Raw genomic sequence first — 19,569 nt, forward strand, 5'->3', positions numbered from 1 at the left:
GCTCGAGCAGTGGCGTTCGTCCCGACCGCGCCGTTCCCCCATCTCGACCGGTCAGGTCACCGCGAGCTCCGAGCGGCATTGGCACGATGTTCGCTCAAGGAGCCGGCCTGTCGTATCACCTGTAGGGATAGGTTGCGCGAGACGGGAAAATCAGGTAATGGAAGCCCCGATCCCCGGCCGAGAATGACCGGCGGTGCCACGGGGGCGCCGCCGGACCACCGGGCCGGCGGGCGGCCGGCCGAAACGCTCACGATCCCGGCTGCGCTCGGTCGATCGGCGCGGTGTCCGGCGCACGCCCAGCGATCTGGACCAGTTCGACGCGCGAGCCGATGTCGAGCTTACGGAACACCTGACGAAGGTGAAATTTGACCGTGTGCGGCGAGATGAACATCTGCGCGGCGACCTGCCGGTTCGACAGGCCCTGGACGACGAGTTCCGCGACGCTGCGCTCTGTATCGGTAAGGCTGTCCCAGCCGGTCGTGGGCCGGGCGGACTGCCTCCAGTGGCGGCGCCGGATGCCGAACCGCCGCAGTCTCGCGCGGATGCGAGCCGCGTCCCGCGAAGCGCCGATTTTCTCGTAGCCGACGAGCGCCTGGTCCAGTCTATGGATCGCCGCCTGGTGGTCGCGTTCGCCCGGGCCGTGAGCGAGGAGGACACCGAGATCTTCAGCCGCCGACGCACGTGCCCACGGATCATCGAACCGGGCGGCGGCATAGGCGAGCGACGCCGCGTCGTTGTCGAGGACCCCGCGGGCGTGAGCGGCGGCGTGGGCGAGGGCGGGCCAGTCAGGGTTGCTCTGCGCGAGCCGATCGGCCGTGGCGACCACGGCCTCCGCCAGCGGCTTGTCTCCCGCGGCCAGCGAGACTCGCGTCTGCCAGGCCGCCAGGTTGGGCTCCAGCACCAGGTACCAGCGCCACATTCCGGTGTCGGCACCGAGCACCTCCTTGGCTCGCCCGGGGCCGGATCGTGCTTCGGTCACCAGCGCCATGGCCCAGATTCCCCAGCCCCACGATATGGCGTCTCCCTCGGCCTGGCTGACGTACCGGTCGATGCGCCGCACGGCCTCGGACTGGTCTCCACGCAGTAGCGCGACGATGGCGAGCACGGCGTCTCCCAACCGTGCGAACCCGTACGTGTTCAGCTCGTCGGCCGTCTCCAGCCCTGCTTCAGCCTCCACGGCGGCATCGTCGAGCCGACCGGCGGTCAACCGTGTGTACGCGCGCACGAAGGCGACGTTGGCGGCGTGCACCGTGTGCCCCGTCGCTTCGATCTCCTCCTCGGTGGCATGGATGACCGTCTCAGTCTCCTCGAACCGGCGCATGCACTGAAGGCACGCCGCCAGGAAGAGACGTGGAACCGTGGTGTGCGTCCCGATCGACGCGTCACTCGCGGTCCGCACGGCCTCCCGGACATGATCGAACCCGTCGGTGATGCGTCCCTCCGCCCAGGCGATGTGAAGGAGAAGCAGGAACGCGCCGACCGTGGCGGCGCGGCCGTGCCGGGCGTGCTCCGTGTGCTCGGCCACGATCTCTTCCGCCCGCCGCCGGCCCCGCCAGAAGTCCTTGTGGAAGATGAGCGCCACGAACCACGTCAGCTCGACCGCGTCGCAAAGCTCGTCGGGGAGGTCCCGCTGGGCGAGCACGGTCTCGACCTCGACCACCGCTTGTTCCGGCCGGCCGTTCATCAGCAGGACGAGCGCCAGCTGATGCCGCAGGCCGGCGGCCTGGCCATACGGTGCGTGCTTCAGCGCGCCCCGCGCCAGTTCCGCCGACTCCGACAGCCGTCCGGCCGCGGTGAGGGCACCGACCGCGGTGACCGTACGGTCGAACCGGGCGGGATCGGAGGGGCTGGTGAGCTCGAGAGCCCGGAGGGCGAGGTCGGCCGCGGTCCGCGGTGAGGATGGGAGCACCTCGCGTGCCGCACGGTCCAATCCGTTGAGGACACGCGCGTCGCCGGGCTTGGCGTGCACCATGAAGTGCGTCGCCGCCGGCACCGCCGAATCACCGCGTTCCAGCAGCGTCTCACCTGCCTTGAGATGCAACCATCGGCGTACGGGCAGGGGGAGGTTGTCCATCACCGCCTGCCGCAACAGATCGTGCCGGAACATCAGGAGTTCCTCGGCGGGGACCAGGATCTGCGCCCTCAGCGCCTCCTCCAGCGCCAGCAACAGGTGGTTGGCCGGTTCCTCCAGCATGTCGGCCAGGTCGTCCAGCGAGAAGGAGCGGCCGAGGACCGCCGCCGCCTCGAGCAGGCGCCGGGTCTGTGGCGTCAGCCGGTCCAGGCTGCTTCGCGCGAACGTCTGGAGCCTTCGCGGCAGTCGCCCTGAGGCCAGCCGCACGTGCCCCTGGACAAGTTCGACCGCGGCTTCCTCACGGAGTCCACCGAGCAACTCGACGAGCAGGAACGGGTTGCCCCCCGCTCCTGCGATCAGCGTCAGCAGGTCGGCCTCGGGTGTCCCGCCGAGCACGTCTTCGGCGACCTCGATGACCGCGTCCTTGTTCAGCGGCTCCAGCGTCAGCCGGTCGGCGCCCTCCCGTTCCAGCACCTCATACAGGCGGTCCAGCTCAGTGTGCTCTCTGCCCCTCGTACGGGCCAGCATCCATACCAGCGGATAGGAGGACAGGTCAGGCAGTAGTGAGCGCAGCGCCCGCAGGGTCGAAGGATCGGCCCACTGCAGATCGTCCAGTGTGATCAGCATCGCGCCGCGCGCCAGCCGATCCTCCAGCCGCGACCGCAGCTGGTCCACCACCCACAACCGCAGGTCACCGGCGTCCGAAGACGTCAATCTCCTGGGCATTCCCAGGGTCCGGGCGGTCTCCCCGAGCGCCGAGGTCAGCGGCTCCAGTGGTACCAGCCGACGCAGTTCGTCCGCTCTGTCGAAGGCGATCATGAAGCCGCGTTCCGCCGCGGCGTCCACGGCCTCCGCGAGCAGCCGGGTCTTGCCTATTCCTGAGGGGCCCTCAACCAGTAGCACCCCGCCCCGACCCGTCTCGGCCGAGCGCAGCAGCCGGGTGACGACACTCCACTCCCGAGTCCGGCCGCGCAGACCGCGCCGCGACGAGTTCTCCGCGTCGACGTCACCTTCGGTTGACGACGATTTGTCCCCCATGGGTTCAGGAGACCACCGGCCGGCATCATCCGCAAACACGGACGACTCCAGCCCGACCAGACCGCTGAGCTGCGCGGACTCACCGTTCGGCCGGCCGGATCCCACGTGACCGCGGTCGCGCGCCCCTGGCCGGACCTCAGCGCCCGACGCGGGCCTTCTCGATGGCCGCCACGAAGGTCGTCAGCGACTGATCGCCGAAGAGAGAAGTGCCGTTGATCAGGAACGCCGGGGTGCCGGACATGCCGAGCGCCTCGGCGAACCCCATCTCTCTCCGCACCTGCGCCCGGACCCGCGGGTCGCGACGGTCGGCGTCGAAGCGGGACAGGTCCAAGCCCAGCCGTTGTGCGATCCCGCGCAGGTAATCGTCATCGAGGTGGCCGCTGTTCTCGGGAAACCGGTGCGCGTACAGAGCGTCGTGGTACGGCCAGAACCTGCCCTGCCGGGCCGCGGCCCGTGCGGCGATCGCCGCGCGCTCGGACTCCTTGCCGATCCACGGGTAGTCCCGCCAGACGAACCGGACGACACCCGTGTCGACGTACCGGCGCCGCAGCTCAGGCTCGGTGCGACGCGCGAAGGACGCGCAGTGCGGACACTGGAAGTCACCGAACTCCTCCACCGTGACCGGCGCGGAGTTCGACCCCAGCCACAGCGCCGGATCGTTCTTCGGTGGCGCCGGACCGAAGACTGTGGGAGTGCCGCCCGTCGGATGCGGCGTGGCCGTACCCGTCGGGCCGTACCTCGCGGACGGGGCGGTGCTCACCGGCCGCTTCGGCGCTGAACCTCCGGTGAGCCCGGCCACCGCCAGAACCGCCAGGGCCAGGAGCATCATGGCGGCCGACACCAGCACCCTGGCTCGTGCACCCGGCCGAGGCATGACCCGATCGATCAGTCTCACCGGCACCCCCGCCTTCCTCATGCCGCCTCATGCCGACGATGATCTTCCGGCCAGGCTCCGATCATCCACGGTCACCGCCTGCTCCCGGCGTTTCGCCCGGCGCGCGGGGTTCTCCCGTGCAGGCGCGGCGCCAGCGCCAAGCCGTGACGGCCACGGTGACGACCGCCGCCACGAGCAGCACCAGCCAGTCCGGCACCCGGAGGCCGGCGATCCACCGCTGCGCCGCGCCATCGGCTGAGGCGGTCTCGCCCATGCCGAGCGCCCCGGTGATCCCGGCGGTCCCGTCATAGGCCAGGAACAACACACCCACCCCGACGAACAGCAGACCGGAGGCCAGCATCGTGGTGTGCAGGCGAAACCGACCGATCCGGACGAGCCTGCCCCGCAGCCACCCGCGCTCGCCCAGCCGGAAGCGGTCCCACAGCAGCGCCAGTACGAACATCGGAGCCGCCATCCCGAGCGCGTACACCGCCAGGAGTGCGCCACCGCGCAACGGCCGGCCTCCCGCGGCAGCGACGGTGAGCACCGCTCCGAGGATCGGTCCGGAACAGAACCCGGCCAGCCCGTACGCCGCGCCGAGTCCCACGACCGACACCAGACCGCCCCGGCCCGCCACCCGCTGCTGCAGCCGCACCGCCGGTCCGAACGCGAAGCCGCCGCCGAAGACCTGGCCCACCCCCAAGCCGACGATCAGCCAACCCGCGATGAGGACCAGCGCCTCACGATGCCCGTAGAACAGCGATACCGCCGCCGACGATCCCGCACCCAGCGGAACCAACGTGATCAGCAGACCGGCGTAGAACAGCACCGTGCGTCCTGCGAGCTGTGAGGTGCGCTGGAAGGCGTAGGCGAAGAACGACGGCAGCAACAGCGCGCTGCAAGGACTGATCAGCGCCAGCACCCCGCCGAAGAACGCCGCCAGATAGCCGACGTCAGGCATGCCGTCCCTCACCGTGCCTTCCCTGCGAATCGTGCGCCCCCACATTGATCGCCTGGATCGGTCCTGGCGGACGAATGAGGCATGTGTGCTGGGGGTTTACCCCGAACGCCACGGTATGACTCGGTAGCACGCGTCTGTGGTCGGCCAGGACGGGCGGCAGGATTCCGCGCATGACCGTAGGCGGCTCGGCCAAGTACCGATGGCCTGATACACAAGTGAAGATTTATTGTGACGTAACGGGCGAAGTTGTTTACGTCTGGCGGCCTTGACGGCACACACCGCGCCAGCGGAGAGTAGAAGAGATCGCACATTGTGCACTCTTGCGGTCGATTCGGAATGCGATGGCGCATTTATCGCCAGCCGGATAACTCGGTCCGCGGCCGGTCGCACGAAGGCGTAACGCGCGAAACCGAGGGCAGGAGACGCCGCATCCCGGTGGCGCGGGGATGCGGCGTCGGCGACCCTGCCCGCCGCGGCCGTACGTCCGGCCGGCGCGAGGGACGACAGTCCCGTTGGGCGATCGGGAGATCCTCCCGGTCGCCCATCGCCTCTACTCGAACGCGCGGAGACCCCGGCGGGCGTTCGTTCGCGTGGCACCTCGGCCCGCCATTCGCGTAGCGCCCAACCCCCGCCATCCGCATGGCGCCTCAACCCGCTATCCACGTGGCCCCCGCCATCCCGCGCGGCGCCCGCCCCGCCATCCGCGCGCTCCCGCCCCGCTCTCCCACGCGGCACCCCGGCGCGCCGGGATCGCTGGCATATACCCCACAGGGGTAATACCATCGCCAGAGGTCGCTTCTTGGACGTCCTCGGCCGGAAGGGAGCACGATGGGCGCGATCGGGCATGCGCTGGCGATAGCGGGGTCGATGGCGTGGGAGATCCTGTGGGCGCTGATCCTCGGATTCGCGCTGTCTGCGGTCGTACAGGCCGTCGTACGGCGGTCGACGATCGTCCGGCTGCTCGGGGACGACCGGCCGGGCACGCTCACCGTCGCGACCGGCCTCGGCGCCGCGTCCTCCTCCTGCTCCTACGCCGCCGTCGCGCTGGCGCGTTCGCTGTTCCGCAAGGGGGCGAGCTTCACGGCCGCGATGGCGTTCGAGATCGCCTCGACCAATCTCGTGATCGAACTCGGCATCGTGCTGGCCCTGCTGATGGGCTGGCAGTTCACCGCGGCCGAGTTCGTCGGCGGGCCCGTCATGATCGCGGCCATCGCGCTCCTGTTCCGCCTGTTCCTGCGGGAGCGGCTGCTGCGCGAGGCACGTCAGCAGGCCGAACGCGGAGTCGCCGGCTCGATGGAGGGCCACGCGGCGATGGACATGGCGGTGCGCCGGGAGGGCTCGTTCCGGCAGCGGCTGTTCTCGCGCGAGGCGCTCACCGCGGTCTCGCACGTGTTCGTCATGGAGTGGGCGGCCATCCTGCGCGACCTCGTCGTCGGGCTGCTCATCGCCGGAGCCGTCGCCGCCTGGGTGCCCGACTCGTTCTGGCGCCACTTCTTCCTGGCCGGACACCCGACGGCGGCAGCGCTCTGGGGCCCGCTAGTCGGGCCGCTGGTCGCCGTGGTCAGCTTCGTCTGCTCGATCGGCAACGTCCCGCTCGCCGCGGTGCTGTGGAACGGCGGCATCAGCTTCGGCGGCGTGATCGCCTTCATCTTCGGCGACCTGATCATCCTGCCGATCATCAACATCTACCGGAAGTACTACGGCATCCGGATGGCCCTGTTCGTCGCCGCGACGTTCTACGCCGCCATGGTCGTCGCCGGGTACCTCGTCGAGCTGATCTTCGGCACGACCGGGCTGGTACCGGAGAAACGCCATGCGGCCGTCATGGCGGCACATGTCTCCTGGAACTACACGACCTGGCTCAACATCGCCTTCCTGGGCATCACCGCCGTCCTCATCGCCCGCTTCATCCGTACGGGCGGCGTGCCGATGCTGACGATGATGGGCGGCGACCCCGAGAAGGACGAGACGGCCCACCATCACGGGTAGCCGGCACGCTGACCCGCTCGGCCGGCTCCGCGACGCCGGCTGTCATGGCTGCGGAATCGTCAGCCGTTGCACCCGCACGAACAGCCCTTGGGGCAGGAGCAGCTCGAGCCGTGACCACATGAGCAATTGCGCATCATGTCCCGATCGTGCGCCGTGACGGCCGTGACGGCAAGGAACACTATGGTCACCTCCATGCCGACCCGCCCTACCGAACGGCCTTTACGGACGAGACGATCCCGGGTCCCGGATGCAACCGGATCGTTACGCGCGGAGTCCAAGGGCTGCAGGATCTCGGACCCGATGACGGAGGCGTGAGGACTGGATGGGCACCGGTGAGCCGCGGTTCGGCGTGCTCGGCCCGTTGGTGATCGAGGTGGACGGGCGGCCCGTGCCGCCGCCCGGGTCCGCGGTGGTCCGCGGACTGCTCGGCGTGCTGCTGCTCGCGGGGAGACGGCCGCTGACGACCGAGCAGCTGATCGAGCTCGTGTGGGCCGACCGGGCGGACCGTACCGGCCGCGGATCGGTGCAGGCCGCGGTCTCGCGTCTGCGCGACTGGCTGGGCCGGCTGCCGGGTGACACGCCGCCGGTCGAGTACGACGGCGCGGGCTACCGGCTGGTCGTGCCCGCCGAGGCGGTGGACCTCGGCCGGTTCCGCGCGCGGGTGCGGAGCGCCGCGTCCGCCGACGACCCGTCGGTGCGGTGCGAGCTGCTGGAGTCCGCCCTGGACCTGCGGCGGGGGCCCGTCCTGGCCGACCTCGACCGTGCCGGGTCGCTCGTCCGCGAGGCCGACGACGGTGTCCGCCGGGCCGCCGTGGCGTTCGCCGAGGCCGCCATCGCGGCGGGCCGGCCCGGCTCGGCGGTGGCGCGGGTGGACGCCCTGGCGGACGAGCATCCGCTGGACGAGGAGCTCCAGGCGAGCCTCATCGAGTTGCTGGCGATCGCCGGACGCCCGGCCGACGCTCTCCGGCGCTACCAGCGCGTACGCGAGCGGATCATCGACGAGATGGGCGTCGAGCCCGGTGCGCGCGTCCAGCGCGCGTACCTCACCGTGCTCGCCCGGGACCGTGACCACGGACCCGGCCCGCTCGTGGAGACCGCGCTGCCGCCGCCCGCCCAGCTGCCGCCCGCGATCGCCGACTTCACCGGCCGGGAGGCGCACGTCCTTCTGCTGGTCCGGGCGATCGAACAGACCGCCACGCCGGTGGTGATCTCCGGGATGGGCGGTGTCGGCAAGACGGCGCTCGCCGTGCACGTCGGGCATCGCGTCGCGGCCCGGTTCCCCGACGGGCAGCTGTACGCCGACCTGGGCGCCGAGCTGGCCGAACCGGTGAACCCGGCCCGGGTGCTCGGCGGATTCCTCACCGCGCTCGGCATCGCCGGGCACGCCGTCCCGGAGTCGCTGGAGGAGCGCAGTGCGCTGTTCCGGAGCCTGCTCGCCGGGCGGCGGGTCCTCGTCGTGCTCGACAACGCCGCCACCGAACGCCAGGTGCGCCCGCTGCTGCCCGGGTCGCCGGGCTCGGCGGTGATCGTGACCAGCAGGGCCCGGCTGACCGGGCTGGAGTCGGCCCGGTCGATCGAGCTGGAGGTGTTCGGCGCCCGGGAGGCGATCGCGCTGCTGACCCGGATCGCCGGGCCGGAGCGCGTCGAGGCCGAGCCCGAGGCCGCCGCCGAGATCGCCCGGCTCTGCGCGTACGTGCCGCTGGCCGTGCGGATCGCGGGCGCGCGCCTGGCCGGCCGCCGCCGCTGGAGCCTCGGCCATCTGGCCGCGATCCTCGGCGACCAGCACCGGCGGCTCGACGAGCTGTCCACCGGCGATCTCGCGGTCCGCGCCGGTTTCGCGGTCGCCTACGCCCGCCTGCCCGCCGGCACGCGGACCCTGTTCCGGCGGCTCGGCCTGCTGGACGTGGGCGAAGTGGCGGACTGGGTGGCCGCCGCGATGCTGGACGCCCCGATGGAGGAGGCGCGGGAACACCTCGAGACGCTCGTGGACGCCCGGCTGCTCGACGTCGGCGGCGCCGACCCGGCCGGGCGGCCCCGCTACCGCTTCCACGATCTGCTGCGCCTGTACGCGCGCGAGCGGTGCTTCGACGAGGAGCCGGAGGCATGGCTCGCGGCGCTGACCCGGGCCTTCAGCGCCTGGCTCGCCCTGGCCGAACGCGCCGCCGAGCAGGTGCCGGGCCCGTGCTACGCGGCCATCCACGGCACCGCGCCCCGGTGGCCGCTGCCGGCCGCCCTCACCGCCGCGGCGCTGCACGACCCGGCCGCCTGGTTCGACGCCGAATGGCCGGCGCTGGTGGCCGCGGTGGGCCAGGCGTGCGACCTCGGCCTCGACGAGTTCGCCTGGGACCTGGCCGGATGCCTGGAGAAGTACTTCGACGTCCGCGTCATGACGGCGGAGTGGCAGGCGGTCCACGAACGCGCCCTGCGGCTCTGCCGCTCCACCGGCAACCGGCTCGGCGAGGCCGTGCTGACCCGCGGGCTGGTCGAGCTGACGACCTGGACCTCGGCCTCGCCGTCGGGCACCGCCATGGCCACGCTGCACGAGCGGTCGCGGCGGCTCCTGGCGATGTTCGAGGAGCTGGGCGAGCCGCGCGGCATGGCCGACGCGCTGGTGAACTGCGCCTGGGCGCTCGTGGCCGAGGGCGACCCGGATGAGGCGCTGGCGGTGGCCGGCCGCGCGCTGGAGCTGGCGCGCGACCACGACCACCTCGGTGGGCAGGCACGCGCGCGCCACATGATGGGCGTCGCCTACGGGCAGGCGCGCGCCGACGCCGCCATCGAGCACCTGACCCACGCGCTCCAGCTCGCACGCGAGCTGGGCAACCCGCGCTTCGAGGCCACCGCGATGCAGTTCCTGGGTGCCGCGCACTGCGCGGCCGGCCGGCTCGACAGCGGTCACGACCTGCTCGTCACGTCGCTCACCATGTGCCACGCGCGAGGCGACCGCTACGCGGAGGCGTTCTCGCTGCTCTACCTCGCCAAGCTGTACGCCGCGCTGGATGATCCCCGCGCACGGCCGACCGCCGAGGCCGTCCTGTCCGTCAGCCGCCGGTACGGCATGCCGCACCACCTGGCCGACGCCCTGAAGGTCCTCGGCGACCTGGACCTGGCCGCCGGGCGGTACGCCTCGGCGACGCTCCGGCTGGAAGAGTCGGTGCAGGTCTGGCGGAGCCGCGGCTGGACGTCCTTCCTCGCCGAGACGCTGCGCAGCCTCGGCCGTGCCCACGCGGGCACCGGCGACACGGCCGCCGCCGTACGCGCCTGGGCCGAGGCCCGCACGCTGTTCGAGGAGCTGTCCGACGCGACCGGGTCCGCGGAGGTCACCGCGCTGCTGGAGCAGGCCGGCGCGAACCGGTGACGGCACGAGCGCGGCCCGGTGACGGCGCGAGCGCGGCCCGGTGACGGCGCAAGCGCGGCCTGCCTTCCGGCCGGTCGCGCTCGCGGTGTTGCCGTCAGGACGTCGCGGCCAGGTGGTCGCGCAGCCCGGCGCCGAACGGCGTGGCGGTGCCGTCGTAGTCGCTGATCAGCGACGGGCCGGACGAGCAGTCCCAGGTGTTCCAGGTCCAGCCGAGATAGCCGACGCCGTGCGCGTCCGCCCAGTTCATGACGGTGTCGATGAACCCGTGCCCGCAGTCGTTCTCGCCGATCTCGCTCAGCGTCAGCGGCACCTTCGCCGCCACGGGCGCGAGCTGGGAGTCGAAGCACGACGTGCTGGAGCAGGTGTTGAAGTTGTACAGGTGCGCGAACGCCGCGAGGTCGTGCCGCGGGTCCGACGGCTCGTACGCGAGCCACTGGGTCAGGTCGTTGGAGTAGGCCAGACCGCCGATGAGGATGACGTTGTCCGCGCCGGTCGCGCGTACCGCGTCGACCAGCGACTGGAACCCCGCCACCTGGTACGGGATGCCGGCGCACGTGCCGCCGTCGCGCCAGCAGGTCCAGCCGGAGGTCTCGTCGCCGGTCGCCCGCTCCGGGTACGGCTCGTTGAACAGGTCGAACACCACCGCGGTGTCGCCCTTGAAGGCGTTCGCGACGCCGGTCCAGAAGGTGGGGGCGTACTGCGCGTCCGGCATCGGCTTCTGGCAGGTCGCGTTCACGTCCGGGCAGCCGGAGGAGGGGCCGGTGTAGGTGCCGTGGCTCCAGTGCATCTCGACGATCGGCGTGATGCCGTGCGCCTCCAGCCGGGAGACGAATCCCTTCACCTCGCTCTGGTACGCGGCGCCCCCGTACCGGGAGTCGACGTCGCTCAGCCCGAGCCAGCAGTCCTCGTTGAGCGGGATCCGCACCGTGGTGATGTGCCAGGCCGCCATCGCCGCGATCGACGCGTCGTCGACCGGGCCGTCCCAGAAGCCGTAGCCCTGCACGCACATGAACTCCCCGCCGGACCGGTTCGCGCCGCGCAGCCGTACGGTGGCGCCGGCGGCGTCGACCAGGTGGTTCCCGGACACGTGCAGCTTCGGCGCGGTCGTGCTCCCGCCACCGCCGCCAGCGGTCACGTGCACGGCGGCGGAGGTCGCCGACGCGCCGTCCGCGTCATAGGCCCGGGCGGTGAGCGTGTGCGCACCGGCCGGGACGCCGGCCCAGGTGTAGGCGTACGGGCTGGTCGTGTCGGTGCCGAGCAGCGTCGATCCGTCGTAGAACTCCACCTTGGCGATCGAGCCGTCCGTCTCGGTGGCGGTCGCGGTGATCGGCAGGTCCGCTCCCGTGGCGACGGCGGCGCCGTCCGCCGGGCTGGTGATGCTCACCTGCGGCGTGGCGCCGCCGCCGTCCCCTCCCCCACAGGTGGTCCCGTTGACCGCGAACGACGCGGGAGCGGCGTTGGTCCCGCTGTAGGTGAAGTTCGCGCCGATCTGGACACTCGCGCCGGTGGCGAGCGTGCCGTTCCACGAGGCGCGGGTCACCGTGACCGTCCGGCCCGACTGGCTCCAGTCGCCGCTCCAGCCCTGGGTGAGCGTCTGATCGCCGGTGTAGGCGTAGGTCAGCGTCCAGCCGTCGAGCCGGTCACCGAGGTTGTGCAGGGTGATGGAGGCGGTGAAGCCGGAGCCCCAGTCGTTCACGGCGTAGTCCACCGCGCAGCGCACGGCCGCGTTCGCGGGGCTCACGCCGGTGACCAGGCCGCCGAAGACGCCCAGGGCGAGCGCCAGAATCGCCGAGATCACGCGTCGGGATCGCATTGGCCACTCCAAAGGGTCGGGGTCGCTATGGGAGCGCTCCCACATGCCGCCCTGACGGTAACTTGACCCCTTACGCGGAGAAAAGCCGCTTTCATCGGCATTCACGGAAAACCTTGCGGGCGCGACCTTCTTGGGCTAAATCGTTAGGGAGGCTCCCAATCAAACTGGTGACGGCCGGCGTCAGGGCCGGACCCGGAAGGTACGGTTATCTATGGTCAGGACACCTTTGATCATGGTGGCGCTCGCGGGAACGATCACCGCGGCGACCGTGACGCCGTCTCACGTCGCCACCGCGGCACCGCCGCCCGCCGCCGTCATCGCACCCGGCACCGGCACCACCCCGCTCACCTCCGGCTGGCGCATCCAGTCCTCGTCCGTCGCCGGAGACTCCGGGGCGCAGATCTCCCGTCCGGACTACTCCGCGACCGGCTGGCTGCCGCTCTCCCAGCCCGAGACCCTCATGGCGGGCCTGGTGGAGAACGGCAGGTATCCGAACGTCTTCTTCTCCGACCGGCTGAAGAGCGTGCCGAAGGACCAGTTCGACGTGAACTGGTGGTACCGCGAGCAGCTCACCGTGCACCCGCGGGCCGGCGGCGGCCGCACGTACCTGATCATGAACGGGGTGCTGGGCACGGCGGACCTGTGGGTCAACGGCACCAAGGTGGCCGACCGCGCACAGCTGCAGGGCGCCTACTCGCGGTTCGAGTACGACATCACGCCCTACGTCCACGACGGCGCCAACGCGATCGCGCTCGACGTCGCCAAGAACGCCCCGAAGACCTACCTCACCGACAGCCAGCTCGACTGGAACCCGCACGCGCCGGACGAGAGTACGGGCCTGCGGTTCGCGCCGCAGCTCGCCCAGGCCGGGCCGATCTCGCTGCGCAACGTCCACGTCGTGCAGAACAACGCCAAGGACCTCAGCAGCTCCGACCTCACCGTCAAGGCCGACCTGCGCAACGACACCTCCACGGCCCAGCGCGGCGAGCTGGACACCACCATCACGCACGGCAAGACGCGCGTCCACGTGACCGCCACGGCGGACGTCCCCGCGCGGAGCACGCGCACGGTCACGCTCTCCCCCGCCGACCACCGGCAGCTTCACCTGTCCCACCCGGCGATCTGGTGGCCGTACCAGCTGGGCGGCCAGCCGATGTACCACCTCGACGCCGCCGTACGGGCCGGGGGCAAGGAGTCCGACCGGTACGGCGAGGACTTCGGCATCCGCACCGTGACGTCGTCGCTCACGCCCGTCACGGAGGGAAAGACGCACGCGCCCCACGGCTACCGGAAATTCTGGATCAACGGGGTGCCGCTGGTGATCCGCGGCGGCGGGTGGTCGCCCGACATGTTCATGCGCTACTCGCCGCAGAACATCCGCGACCAGCTCGCGTACGTCAAGAACCTCGGCCTGAACACCATCCGGTTCGAGGGCAACCTGCCGCCGGATGACATGTTCGCCCAGATGGACCGCGCGGGGATCCTCGCGATGACCGGCTGGCAGTGCTGCGACCGCTGGGAGACCCCGATCTCCACGTGGTCCGACGCCCTCCGGGCGAACGCGGCCAACCAGGCCTCCCGCGTCGCCTCCTGGCTGCGGAACCACCCGAGCGTCTTCACCTGGTTCCAGGGCAGCGACGAGGCTCCGGAGGCGGCCAAGGAGGCGATCTACCTCAAGGCGTTCGCGGACGCGGACTGGCAGACGCCGCAGGTGGCCTCGGCGGAGTACAAGAGCTCGCCGAAGCTCGGCCCGTCCGGCGCCAAGGAGGGCCCGTACAACTACGTGCCGCCGGGCTACTGGTGGGCGAACGGCCCCGAGACGGCGGGCAGCGACCCGAGCTTCACCAACGCCGGCAGCGCCTGGGGGTACGACACCGAGACCAGCGCCGGCAACACCGTGCCGACGCAGGACTCGCTCAACCGCTTCCTGACGCCGGCCGAACAGGCGAAGATCTGGGACCTGTCCACGACGAAGGGACCGGGCACCGGACCGGACCTGTTCCACGTCGCCGCCACGTACAACAGCTACACGAAGACCGCGCGGATGGGGCAGTACAACACCCCCCTGTGGAACCGCTACGGCTCCTGGTCCGACATGGCCTCATACCAGAAGATCGCGCAGATGGGCGGGTACGAGGTGACCCGGGCGCAGTTCGAGGCCTACCTCGCGCGCTCGGTCGACCCGGCCAACCCCAGCTCCGGCGTCATCTACTGGATGCTGAACAAGGCGTGGCCGTCGCTGCACTGGAACATCTACAACTACGACTTCGACCAGCCGGGCGTGTACTTCGGGGCGCGCAAGGCCGGCGAGCCGGTGCACATCATGTACGACTACGCCGACGGCTCGGTGAAGGTCTCCAACGTGACCCGCTCCCGGCAGGACGGCCTGACCGCCTCGTCGCGCGTCATCGACCTGAACGGCACCGTGCGGGACGAGCGGCGGGTCGCCGTCTCCGGACTGACCTCGCAGGACGTACGGACGGTGCTGACGCCGAAGGTGCCGGAGCAGACCTCGCCGACCTACTTCCTCGAGCTCACGCTGACCAAGGGCGGCCGTACGGTGAGCCGGAACGTCTACTGGCTGTCCACCAAGCCGGACGCGGTCGACTGGGGCAAGACGATCGGCCAGGGCAGCGGGGCCACCTTCAAGCCCGGCGGGTACGCCGACCTGACCGGCCTGCAGAAGCTCCCGGCGGCGAACGTCACGGCGTCGGCGTCGACCCGCCGCGAGGGCGCCGACGCGGTCACCACGGTCACGATCCGCAACACCGGCAAGGCGCCGACGGTCTTCACCCGCGCCGACGTACGGCGAGGCTCGGGCGGCCGGGCGGCGAGCGGCGACAACCAGGTGCTGCCGATCACCTGGAGCGACAACTACGTGACGCTGTGGCCGGGGCAGAGCCAGACGCTGACCGCGCGCTACCACGCCGCGGATCTGCGTGGCGCGCATCCGGTCGTCAGCCTCACCGGCCGCAACCTGTCCGACCGGACGATCGCCGCCGGTTAGGTCTCCGGCGGCTCACCGGCCCGCCGAGCCGGAGCGTCAGGCCGGTGTCAGGTCAGCCGGCGGGCGAGGATCTCGCTGATCTCGCCCAGCCGGCGGACCTGGTCCTCGTCGAGCGTGTCGAAGATGACGCTGCGCACGGTCTCCACGTGCCCGGGGGCGGCGGCCTCCAGCGCCGCGAAGCCGTCATCGGTGAGCACCGCGATCTGGCCGCGCCGGTCGGTCGGGCAGTTCTCCCGGCGCACCCAGCCGCGCTCCTCCAGGCGCGCGATGGCGTGGGAGAGCCGGCTCGCCGACATCCGCGTGGCGTCGGCGAGCTCGGCCATCCGCAGGGCCCGGCCGGCCTCCTCGGACAGCCGCACCAGGATCTCGTAGTAGGCGTGTGGGAGGCCCGAGTCGCGGCGCAGCTGGGCGTCGATCGCATCGAGCAGCAGCCGGTGCGAGTACAGGTAGGAACGCCAGATGCGCTGCTCCTCGGCGTTCAACCATCGCGTCTCGGTCACGAACAAGATTCTAGTTAGGCCGGATTTCCGCCCTCATGTCGGCGCGGGTCGGCGCGGGTCGGCGTCGTCACTCCTCGTCACTCCACCGTCGCGGCGACCGCCTCGAACCAGATCTGGACCGCCTCGTCGATCTGCGCCGCGTCGACCACCAGCGGCGGGATCATCCGGACGACGTTGCCGTACGCGCCGCAGGTCAGCAGCAGCAGACCGCGCTGCGCCGCCTCCCGCTGGGCGCGCTGGGCCGCCGCGGTGTCCGGTTCGCCCCCGGCGCCGAACTCGCTGCCCAGCATGAGGCCACGGCCGCGTACGTCGCCGATGAGCGGATGGGCCGAGGCGACCTTGCGCAGCCCGTCGCGCAGGCGGAGCCCCATCGCGTCGGCGTTGGCCACCAGGCCCTCGTCCTGGATGACGTCCAGCGTGGCCAGGGCGGCCGCGCATGCGACGGCGTTGCCGCCGTACGTGCCGCCCTGCGAGCCGGGCCAGGCGCGGCCCATCAGCTCGGCCGGAGCGGCGATCGCCGACAGAGGAAACCCGCTGGCCAGACCCTTGGCCGTGATGAGCACGTCGGGCCGTACGTCGGCGTGCTCGTGGCCCCAGAACCGCCCGGTGCGCCCGAAGCCGGTCTGGACCTCATCGACGATGAGCAGGCTGCCGTGCCGGTCGGCGCGCTCGCGCAGCCCCTCCAGGAACCCGGGCGGGGCGGGGATGTAGCCACCCTCGCCGAGCACCGGCTCGACCACGAACGCGGCGGTGTCCTGGGCGGGGCTGACCGTCGCGAGCAGGTAGTCCAGCTCGCGCAGCGCGAAGCGCGTGGCCTCCTCCTCGCTCCAGCCGTACCGGTACGCCTGCGGGAACGGCGCGACCGCCGCCCCGGGCATCAGCGGGCCGATGCCCGCGCGGAACTTGGTGCCGGCCGTGGTCAGCGAGGCCGCGCCCATGGTGCGCCCGTGGAAGGAGCCGTGGAAGACCACGATGTTCTGCCGGCCGGTCGCGTGGCGGGCCAGCCGGATCGCCGCCTCGACGGCCTCGCTGCCGGAGTTGAGGTAGAACAGCGCGTCGAGGCCCTCCGGGAGCACCTCCCCCAGGCGCTCGGTGAGGCGGAGCAGCGGGCGGTGCATCACCGTCGTGTACTGGCCGTGGATGAGTGTGGCGACCTGCTCCTGCGCCGCCCGTACGACGCGCGGGTGGCAGTGCCCGGTGCTCGTCACGCCGATCCCGGCGGTGAAGTCCAGGTAGCGGCGGCCCTCCTCGTCGTAGAGGTGAACGCCCTCGCCACGGGCGGCCAGCACGGGCGTGGCCTGGGTCAGAACCGGGGACAACTGCGCCATGGGTCGCTCCTGAAGATTGTTGACAATATGATGATATGCAAGCATGCTCCAAGGGCATTGTCCAGACGCAGGTCGCAGGTCAGGAGGGCTCCATGAGCGAAGGCGAGTTCGAAACAGCGCGTACGGCGGTGGAGTCCGTGTCCAAGGGGCTGTTCGTCGGCGGCTCGTGGCATGACGCCGAGGGCGGTGGCGCGTTCACGGTCGAGGACCCGGCGACCGGCAAGACGCTGTGTTCGGTCGCCGACGCCACGCCCGCCGACGGCATGGCGGCGCTGGAGGCCGCGGTCGCGGCGCAGGCGTCCTGGGCGGCCACGGCGCCGCGCGAGCGCGGTGAGATCCTGCGCCGCGCCCACGAGCTGCTGCTCGCCCGCCGCGAGGAGTTCGCCGCGCTGATGACCGCGGAGATGGGCAAGCCGATCGGCGAGTCGCTGGGCGAGGTCGCCTACGCCGCGGAGTTCTTCCGGTGGTTCGCCGAAGAGGCGGTGCGGATCGGCGGCGACTACGCCGTCGCGCCGGACGGCGGAAGCCGGTTCCTCGTCATGCGGCAGCCGGTGGGCCCGACGCTGCTCGTGACGCCGTGGAACTTCCCGATGGCGATGGGCAGCCGCAAGATCGGGCCCGCCGTCGCGGCCGGCTGCACGATGGTGCTCAAGCCGGCCGAGCAGACGCCGCTGTCGGCGCTGGCCCTCGCCGACGTGCTGCGCGAGGCCGGTCTGCCCGACGGCGTGCTGAACGTCGTGCCGACCTCCACCCCCGGCCCGCTGGTCGAGCCCCTGCTCCGCGACGGCCGCATCCGCAAGCTGTCGTTCACCGGCTCGACGGAGGTCGGGCGGATGCTGCTCGGCCAGTGCGCCGGCCAGGTGCTGCGGGTCTCGCTCGAGCTGGGCGGCAACGCCCCGTTCATCGTGTTCGCCGACGCCGACCTCGACGCGGCGGTCGAGGGCGCGATGCTGGCCAAGATGCGCAACATCGGCGAGGCCTGCACCGCCGCGAACCGCTTCTACGCCGAGGCCCCGATCGCCGAGGAGTTCACCCGGCGGCTGGCGACGCGGATGGGCGGGCTGACCGTCGGCCCCGGCCTGGACCCCGGCACCCAGGTCGGGCCACTGATCGACGAGGCGGGCCGGCAGAAGGTCGCCGCGCTCGTGGACGACGCGGTGAGCCGCGGCGCGACGGTCCGCACGGGCGGGTCGGTGCCGGCGGGGCCGGGCTACTTCTACCCGCCGACGGTCCTGTCGGGGGTGCCGGCCGACGCCCGGATGCGCCACGAGGAGATCTTCGGCCCGGTCGCCCCGGTGACCGTCTTCGACACCGAGGACCAGGCCCTGGCGTGGGCCAACGACACCGAGTACGGCCTGGTCTCCTACGTCTACACCCGGGATCTCGACCGGGCGCTGCGGGTGTCGGAGGCGCTCGACACCGGCATGGTCGGCCTCAACCGGGGCGTGGTGTCCAACCCGGCGGCGCCCTTCGGCGGCGTCAAGCACTCGGGCCTCGGCCGCGAGGGCGGCAAGGTGGGCATCGAGGAGTTCCTGGAGACCAAGTACATCGCCCTGGGCTGAGGCGGCGGGGGCGGTCACTGGGGACCGGTCGCGGGGGGCCGCCGCGGGAGGCCGGCGGCCCCCCGCGGAGCCCTCCCATCCCGCCCGTGGGTTACGGTGTCGGGCCACGACCGCGGACGACTGGCTGGCCCGCCGCAGCGCCCTCGACTCACGTGAGGGGCACCCTCGCCGGGACCCGGCACGGTAAGGGGCACCCTCACCCTGACCCGGCACGGTAAGGGGCACCCCGACCCCGACCCCGACCCGACATCGTGAGGGGCACCCCGACCCCGACCCGGCACGGTGAGGGGCACCCTCACAGACTCGCCCTCACCCGGCGGCTCCCATTAGGGGGACCCTCACTCCCGGCCGGGCGCGGTCTGCGCCACCCTCAGGCCGGCACGGTCAAGTGTGTCCTCGCGACCGCTAGTTCGGGGGGCGCAGGCGCTCGATGGAGTCGGTCATGTGCTCCTCGATGAGCCGCAGGAGGCGTTCTTCGTCGCCGTCGTTGATCGCCTCGACCAGCTTGCGGTGCTCCTCGACCAGGTCCTCCGGCTCCGGGTACTTCTCCTGGAGCGCGTTCAGGCACATCCGGGCCTCGACGAGCAGCGTCTGGGACATGCGCTCCAGGCGCGGGCTCCCCGACGACGCGACGAGCACCTGGTGGAAGGCCTGGTCGGCGTCGCTCATCGCGATGCGGTCGCGCTGGCCGGCCGCGTCCACCAGCGCCTGGAGCGCCTCGGTGAGCCGGACCAGGGCCTCACCCCGGTTGCGCTCCATGATCATCCGGCAGGCGGCACGCTCGATGGCGAGGCGGGCGAGGTAGACGTCCTCCACGTCGTCCTCGGCCAATGTGATCACGAACAGGCCGCGGTGCGGCTCGCTGCGCAGCAGGCCCTCCTGGACGAGGCGCTGCATGGCCTCGCGCAGCGGCCCGCGGCTGACGCCGAGGCGCGCCGCGAGGTCGGCCTCGCCGAGCTGCGAGCCGGGGGCCAGCGATCCGTACATGATCGCGGATCGCAGCTCGTCCGAGATGATCTCAACGGTGGATCTTCGGGGTACGGGCTCGAGCTCGCCCAGCCGTCCCAT

The 19,569-nt window shown here is 71.7% G+C and carries 11 protein-coding genes; 4 read left to right on the plus strand and 7 right to left on the minus strand.

The window, feature by feature from the left end:
* Nucleotides 1-247: 247 nt before the first annotated feature.
* From ABEA10_RS16215 to ABEA10_RS16225, 3 genes are all read right to left on the minus strand, one after another.
* Nucleotides 248-3,109, minus strand: a complete 2,862-nt coding sequence (locus ABEA10_RS16215) for a helix-turn-helix transcriptional regulator (RefSeq protein WP_345464227.1) — start codon at nucleotides 3,107-3,109, stop codon at nucleotides 248-250.
* Between the two features lie 136 nt (nucleotides 3,110-3,245).
* A complete protein-coding gene (locus ABEA10_RS16220) occupies nucleotides 3,246-4,004 on the minus strand; it encodes a DsbA family protein (protein ID WP_345464230.1) in 759 nt (252 codons plus the stop codon).
* A 61-nt stretch (nucleotides 4,005-4,065) separates the two neighbouring features.
* Nucleotides 4,066-4,944: a cytochrome c biogenesis CcdA family protein gene (locus ABEA10_RS16225; protein WP_345464233.1), complete on the minus strand. Its 879-nt coding sequence runs from the start codon at nucleotides 4,942-4,944 to the stop codon at nucleotides 4,066-4,068.
* Nucleotides 4,945-5,772: 828 nt separating this feature from the next.
* Here ABEA10_RS16225 and ABEA10_RS16230 point away from each other — a divergent pair.
* Nucleotides 5,773-6,933, plus strand: coding sequence for a permease (locus tag ABEA10_RS16230; RefSeq protein WP_345464236.1), 1,161 nt, complete (start codon nucleotides 5,773-5,775; stop codon nucleotides 6,931-6,933).
* A gap of 322 nt (nucleotides 6,934-7,255) precedes the next feature.
* Nucleotides 7,256-10,291, plus strand: coding sequence for an AfsR/SARP family transcriptional regulator (locus tag ABEA10_RS16235; protein ID WP_345464239.1), 3,036 nt, complete (start codon nucleotides 7,256-7,258; stop codon nucleotides 10,289-10,291).
* A 94-nt stretch (nucleotides 10,292-10,385) separates the two neighbouring features.
* Here ABEA10_RS16235 and ABEA10_RS16240 read toward each other — a convergent pair whose 3' ends face one another.
* Nucleotides 10,386-12,104 carry a cellulose binding domain-containing protein gene (locus ABEA10_RS16240; protein WP_345464242.1) on the minus strand — a complete coding sequence of 573 codons (1,719 nt, stop codon included), beginning with the start codon at nucleotides 12,102-12,104 and terminating at the stop codon, nucleotides 10,386-10,388.
* A gap of 211 nt (nucleotides 12,105-12,315) precedes the next feature.
* On the opposite strand from ABEA10_RS16240, the gene ABEA10_RS16245 reads away from it, so the two are divergent.
* Nucleotides 12,316-15,111 carry a glycoside hydrolase family 2 protein gene (locus ABEA10_RS16245; RefSeq protein WP_345464245.1) on the plus strand — a complete coding sequence of 932 codons (2,796 nt, stop codon included), beginning with the start codon at nucleotides 12,316-12,318 and terminating at the stop codon, nucleotides 15,109-15,111.
* Nucleotides 15,112-15,158: 47 nt separating this feature from the next.
* On the opposite strand, the gene ABEA10_RS16250 is transcribed toward ABEA10_RS16245, so the two are convergent.
* On the minus strand, nucleotides 15,159-15,611 hold the full coding sequence (locus ABEA10_RS16250) for a MarR family winged helix-turn-helix transcriptional regulator (protein ID WP_329238503.1): 453 nt from the start codon (nucleotides 15,609-15,611) through the stop codon (nucleotides 15,159-15,161).
* Between the two features lie 77 nt (nucleotides 15,612-15,688).
* A complete protein-coding gene (locus ABEA10_RS16255; RefSeq protein ID WP_345464250.1) occupies nucleotides 15,689-16,939 on the minus strand; it encodes an aspartate aminotransferase family protein in 1,251 nt (416 codons plus the stop codon).
* 92 nt (nucleotides 16,940-17,031) lie between these two features.
* Between ABEA10_RS16255 and ABEA10_RS16260 the strand changes: the two genes are divergently transcribed.
* Complete coding sequence (locus tag ABEA10_RS16260) at nucleotides 17,032-18,501, plus strand: NAD-dependent succinate-semialdehyde dehydrogenase (RefSeq protein WP_345464253.1); 1,470 nt, start codon at nucleotides 17,032-17,034, stop codon at nucleotides 18,499-18,501.
* Between the two features lie 405 nt (nucleotides 18,502-18,906).
* Here the strand turns inward: ABEA10_RS16260 and ABEA10_RS16265 are convergent, their stop codons facing one another.
* Nucleotides 18,907-19,569 (minus strand): GntR family transcriptional regulator, encoded by a 663-nt coding sequence (locus tag ABEA10_RS16265; protein WP_345464256.1) that lies wholly within the window; start codon nucleotides 19,567-19,569, stop codon nucleotides 18,907-18,909.

This window comes from Actinoallomurus oryzae (genome assembly GCF_039541955.1).
Classification (GTDB): domain Bacteria; phylum Actinomycetota; class Actinomycetes; order Streptosporangiales; family Streptosporangiaceae; genus Actinoallomurus; species Actinoallomurus oryzae.

Bases quoted from the DNA above. Each gene is read 5' to 3' on its own strand.
- ABEA10_RS16215 (WP_345464227.1), bottom strand. From the start codon at position 3,109: ATGGGGGACAAATCGTCGTCAACCGAAGGTGACGTCGACGCGGAGAAC.
- ABEA10_RS16225 (WP_345464233.1), bottom strand. From the start codon at position 4,944: ATGCCTGACGTCGGCTATCTGGCGGCGTTCTTCGGCGGGGTGCTGGCG.
- ABEA10_RS16230 (WP_345464236.1), top strand. From the start codon at position 5,773: ATGGGCGCGATCGGGCATGCGCTGGCGATAGCGGGGTCGATGGCGTGG.
- ABEA10_RS16235 (WP_345464239.1), top strand. From the start codon at position 7,256: ATGGGCACCGGTGAGCCGCGGTTCGGCGTGCTCGGCCCGTTGGTGATC.
- ABEA10_RS16240 (WP_345464242.1), bottom strand. From the start codon at position 12,104: ATGCGATCCCGACGCGTGATCTCGGCGATTCTGGCGCTCGCCCTGGGC.
- ABEA10_RS16245 (WP_345464245.1), top strand. From the start codon at position 12,316: ATGGTCAGGACACCTTTGATCATGGTGGCGCTCGCGGGAACGATCACC.
- ABEA10_RS16255 (WP_345464250.1), bottom strand. From the start codon at position 16,939: ATGGCGCAGTTGTCCCCGGTTCTGACCCAGGCCACGCCCGTGCTGGCC.
- ABEA10_RS16260 (WP_345464253.1), top strand. From the start codon at position 17,032: ATGAGCGAAGGCGAGTTCGAAACAGCGCGTACGGCGGTGGAGTCCGTG.
- ABEA10_RS16265 (WP_345464256.1), bottom strand. From the start codon at position 19,569: ATGGGACGGCTGGGCGAGCTCGAGCCCGTACCCCGAAGATCCACCGTT.